We start from the raw sequence: 4352 nt of genomic DNA on the forward strand, positions 1-4352 counted from the left end.
TCCTCCAGCGCCCACTGGCTGATACCCTCTTCATCCGTACTGCCGCCGGACGGCGTCTGATGGTAAGGGATGACCTCGTAGCCGCTGAACGGCTGGTGCTGCGTCGCGGCGTCGGTGAGTACCAGGGTGTGCTTGTCCGCCTCGTGGCTGAAGGAGTACGCAATCCCCTCCAGCTCCATCAGGCGGCTGATGAAGTCCAGGCTCGATTCCTGATACTGCACGCAGTAGTCCCACACCCGGTAGCTGCCGGTGAGTTTGTCCTCAACGTTAACCTGATGCTCCCCCAGCAGGGTTTTGACAATCTGCGGTACCGTCTGCCCCTGGAAGATCCGCAGGTTACGGTCGCGCTTCATTGGCCACAGGTCCGGCTCCACCGTCAGCTGGTACACCGCGTAGCGGGTGCCCGTCAGCTCCACGGCGCTCACCGCCACGCGCGTGACTTTGCCGTTGATGTAGCGGGGGGTAAGCAGGTTCTGCGTCGGAATCGTCACCGTGACCGGCTGGCCCAGCAGCTTGCTGCGATCAATGCGCGCGTCAGTGCCGAGCAGGGTCAGCGTCAGCGCGAACGACTCGGACATCGCCTCGCGGCCGGAGAGTTTCCAGAAAAGCAGCCCCTCAACCGGGAGCTGAACGGTAATTCGGTTGAGCATAATCTTTATTCCACTATGGGCTAATCTCAGTGCCAGAAGTTAACTCAGCGTCAGTGCGCAAAGCGGAAACACTGTTGATGTGATAATGAGTAGCTGTAAGATTGACTTCGCTTGCCACAAAATAAAACTACTTTCCCTGTAGTTTCATTGAGATAAACAGTTATAAGAAAGTGTCTTCGGGGGCTCTATCAAACAATTCACCAGCCATTTTGGCGATACGTTCATGTTGCACGAGTTTATTTTTCCAATCCTGTGGAATACCGGAATAACCATATAATGCTCCAGCTATTTGCCCCGCTGTCGCCGCAACGCTGTCAGCGTCATCGGCAAGATTGGCGGCCAGTAGAATCGCATCGCGGAAATTATCCGTATTCCATACCGACCACATCGCTGCCTCAAGCGTATCGATAACATAACCACTTGAACGAATCTGATCGCGAGTTTTTTGCTTATATTCACCCGCGTTAATAATCATTACGCGTGGCTGAAGCGGCATAACGTGCGGAGAAAAAACAAAATCTTTATTGCTACCGTTAATCATATGCACAAGCAAATAACTTAAATACTGTGTGCTATTTATTGCTTCCGCGGCACCGTGAGTTGCGATACTCTGTTTTTTAGCTTCATAAAACGCTTTGCTTAATGACTTTCTAAAAAAAATAGAGACAGGGGCTTGTCTGATAATGGAAGCATTACCCGCAGTTTCTGGAGCAGTATTGCCGCTCCATCCAGGGCTAATTGTTAAATATTGCTCTAAAGCAAATCGCGTTGTATTACCTATATCAAAACAGACGCCATTTGAACTGTTATAACCATGCTGATACCATGCCAAAAGCTTATTCCGAAAGCATATAGTATCAGCATCACCTTTCTCAAGAAGCGTTTCCGCAAGACATAATGCCATGGATGTATCATCTGTCCATTCGCCTGCGCGAAGTCGAAACGGCCCACCACCTGTCATATCTTTGACGTGTGCTTTGTCACGAGGTAAAAATTCAAGCGTCGTACCTACGGCATCTCCAACAGCAAGACCAATAAGCGCACCGACAGCACGATCCTGTGATTCCGCTACTGAGATGTTACATGAAGGTGTTAAGTCCCATTGTTTTTGTATATCACTATTTGAGGATGATTCTAATGGCTTATTATCATACGTATACTGCATCCTTCGCTGGACTGAAGGTCTGCTAATGGGTAAGTATTTACGATATCTATCAACATATTTTAACAAGGCATTTAAATCAGCATGTAAGTCAATCACCTTTCACCCATAATAAAAATATTATTCATATGAAATACTAAAATTCATCAGGGAATTTCTTCATGAGGTTTTGTTTCTTTTTATTATAGTTGGTATCGACCTCATGCGGCAGCCTAACCTTTAACCCTCGACGGATTTGATCCACAATAAACCAGGCATCTGACAACCTTTCAAAAAACAACTCATCAGAATGATCAAACTCCTTCCCTGCATACATACCGAACGTCATATCCCATAATTTCGCTCTATCCTTTTCCTTGCCTTCGATTAAATCCCGTAGAAATAATAATTGTTGTACAATAGAGCCGTACATTTGCAAAAGCGGGGATTGGGGATCACGATTCTTGACGTCTGCATATCTTTTCTGTGCTAAAGTTAATGCTCTATCAACGTAACCAAACATTGTCATTTCATTCATTGCAATAGAACCAGCTAACTAAAAATTCCATACCTTATCGCAAGTCGTCATATGCCCTCGCTTACCCTTGGTAATTGTTACTATAAAATATTATCCTCAGGTGCTCTATCGAATAGTTTACCCGCCATTGTGGCAATACGTTCGTGTTGTACGAGTTTATCTTTCCAGTCCTGCGGGATAGCGGAATAACCATACAACGCCCCCGCTATTTGTCCCGCCGTCGCCGCAACGACGTCAGCATCATCGGCAAGGTTGGCGGCCAGCAGAATGGCATCACGGAAATTATCCGTATTCCATACGGACCACATCGCAGCCTCAAGCGTATCGATAACATAACCACTTGAAAGAATCTGATCGCGAGTTTTTTGCTTATATTCACCCGCGTTTATGATCATGTTTCTGTGCAACAAAAATAAAACCACATTTCTATGGTTTTATTTAGATGGCCATGAATTAACTTTGTCAGCTCATCGTTTTTCTATGCGAAACGTAGAAAGAATGATTTCCATACATCGTTTATTGGTTTCGTAATAATAATCCCGATGATTACGATGGGGCCCAACCACCTCAATGTAACACCATAAATCATTAATTTTGAAGATACGCATGTCGTAATAAGCCCTGATATTCTCAGCAGCGCTGACAACCTCTCCAGTACAGCTATAAAGATCGCCTGTAAACGTGAGATTGATATCATTTGGAATGCTGGCAATGTCCGACGTCGCAAGAGAGACCGCACTATCGTGACGGTTAAAACGCGCAGTTGCTTCTTCGAAAATAGCCTGCGCAGAAGGATAATCAGTCTGACGGAAAAGACAGAAATTAATCACTCCATGGTTGACATTACCTAACGTGTGTTCAATTACCAGACGATTATCATCCAGTGTACTCACCTGCCATGAATCCGGAATTTTAAATCCACTGTCATTTTTGTTGCTAAGGCTAACTGTTTTCAACAGTTCTGAAAGCATCATATTGCTGCGATGCATTAAATCCCAGTTGATAGCAATCAGGAAAATAGTATCGGCGATCGAGTTGTAATCCTTAGAACCACAAGCCGTTTTCAAAAGGAAGTAATTCCCTCCACCATTTACAGGATTATAATCCTTTTGCACCGTATACCGTGAAACGACCTCATCACCCGATGGCATCTTTTTAATGGACAGGATATCCGCAAATTTCCCACTTCCTGAAGGATGCGTAATTATCCTCTGGCTCAGTACTTTCTCGCCCATTAAGTCGAGCTTATTGATAAGCCAGTCTGACGCATTCATCTCCCACTGGCAGTGTTCATACGCAGCCCAGACTTCAATATAGGGGCCGGTGTCATCGGCGATGTATCGTCCAATATTCGTCAGTCCAACCTCCTGAAACGTGACCGGTTTTAATTCTGCTGGCTTAACATTCTGTGGTAACAGTAGCCAGTAATGGAACATCTCTTTTTCTCCGGAGGTATAGAGACATTTCCAGAATTTTTCCAGAATCTCTTTTTCCTGATCCTTCATCTCGAGAGGAAAAAGATATTTTTTTTCAGTAACCATAATGCAACCTCACTCGTCGCGCTTACTTAAGCCATAAACCCGAAAACATAAGGAAGCTTCCGAGGGTAATTAAGCTTTTAGCAAAGATAAGTAAGCCAGGCGCCACGGCACGTGTCATAGACGATAATTTTTCATAATTTTCTGCGTTGTATCTTTTGTGCCCCCCCATAATCCCGGAAAATAACGTGCACAGCAGGACTACTGTGACCTTTAATCCCCAGACGCACAGGAAAGACATGGATAAGATGATCGAATAATGTTTGGCCGTTGCGACGGAAAATAATGACATTGACTGAGCAAGCCATTTCAACGTAAAGCCAATGACGACTGTAGCCACTAGCACCAAAACGAACATCAACCCAGCCAGGAGCCATTGTTTTTTGTTAAATAAATCTTTTCCATTCCAGATTAGCGCGAGCGTCCAGATGGCTTTGTTGAATAAATCAGATTTCGGGTAAGTCTCCCCCGTAGCGGGTTGTGTT

The 4352-nt window shown here is 45.2% G+C and carries 5 protein-coding genes and 1 pseudogene; all 6 read right to left on the reverse strand.

All coding sequences use genetic code 11. The annotated features are described in order from the left end of the window. Positions 1-650 (reverse strand): type VI secretion system Vgr family protein (locus tag ACOTX7_RS23870; protein WP_421626090.1); only part of this gene is annotated, 650 nt, incomplete at its 3' end. Positions 651-810: 160 nt separating this feature from the next. Further along, positions 811-1911 carry an ADP-ribosylarginine hydrolase Tri1 gene (tri1, locus tag ACOTX7_RS23875; protein ID WP_221813112.1) on the reverse strand — a complete coding sequence of 367 codons (1101 nt, stop codon included), beginning with the start codon at positions 1909-1911 and terminating at the stop codon, positions 811-813. A gap of 37 nt (positions 1912-1948) precedes the next feature. Next, positions 1949-2329 (reverse strand): immunity protein Tsi6 family protein, encoded by a 381-nt coding sequence (locus tag ACOTX7_RS23880; RefSeq protein WP_221813110.1) that lies wholly within the window; start codon positions 2327-2329, stop codon positions 1949-1951. An 80-nt stretch (positions 2330-2409) separates the two neighbouring features. Further along, positions 2410-2733: pseudogene (locus ACOTX7_RS23885) on the reverse strand (ADP-ribosylglycohydrolase family protein); the annotation flags it as partial. Between the two features lie 63 nt (positions 2734-2796). Continuing rightward, positions 2797-3870, reverse strand: a complete 1074-nt coding sequence (locus ACOTX7_RS23890) for a hypothetical protein (protein ID WP_221813105.1) — start codon at positions 3868-3870, stop codon at positions 2797-2799. Positions 3871-3892: 22 nt separating this feature from the next. Next, positions 3893-4297 carry a hypothetical protein gene (locus tag ACOTX7_RS23895; RefSeq protein ID WP_421626174.1) on the reverse strand — a complete coding sequence of 135 codons (405 nt, stop codon included), beginning with the start codon at positions 4295-4297 and terminating at the stop codon, positions 3893-3895. Positions 4298-4352 lie beyond the last annotated feature (55 nt).

The sequence above is a fragment of the Enterobacter cloacae complex sp. IR5418 genome, assembly GCF_049238105.1.
In the GTDB taxonomy this organism is placed as follows: domain Bacteria; phylum Pseudomonadota; class Gammaproteobacteria; order Enterobacterales; family Enterobacteriaceae; genus Enterobacter; species Enterobacter hormaechei.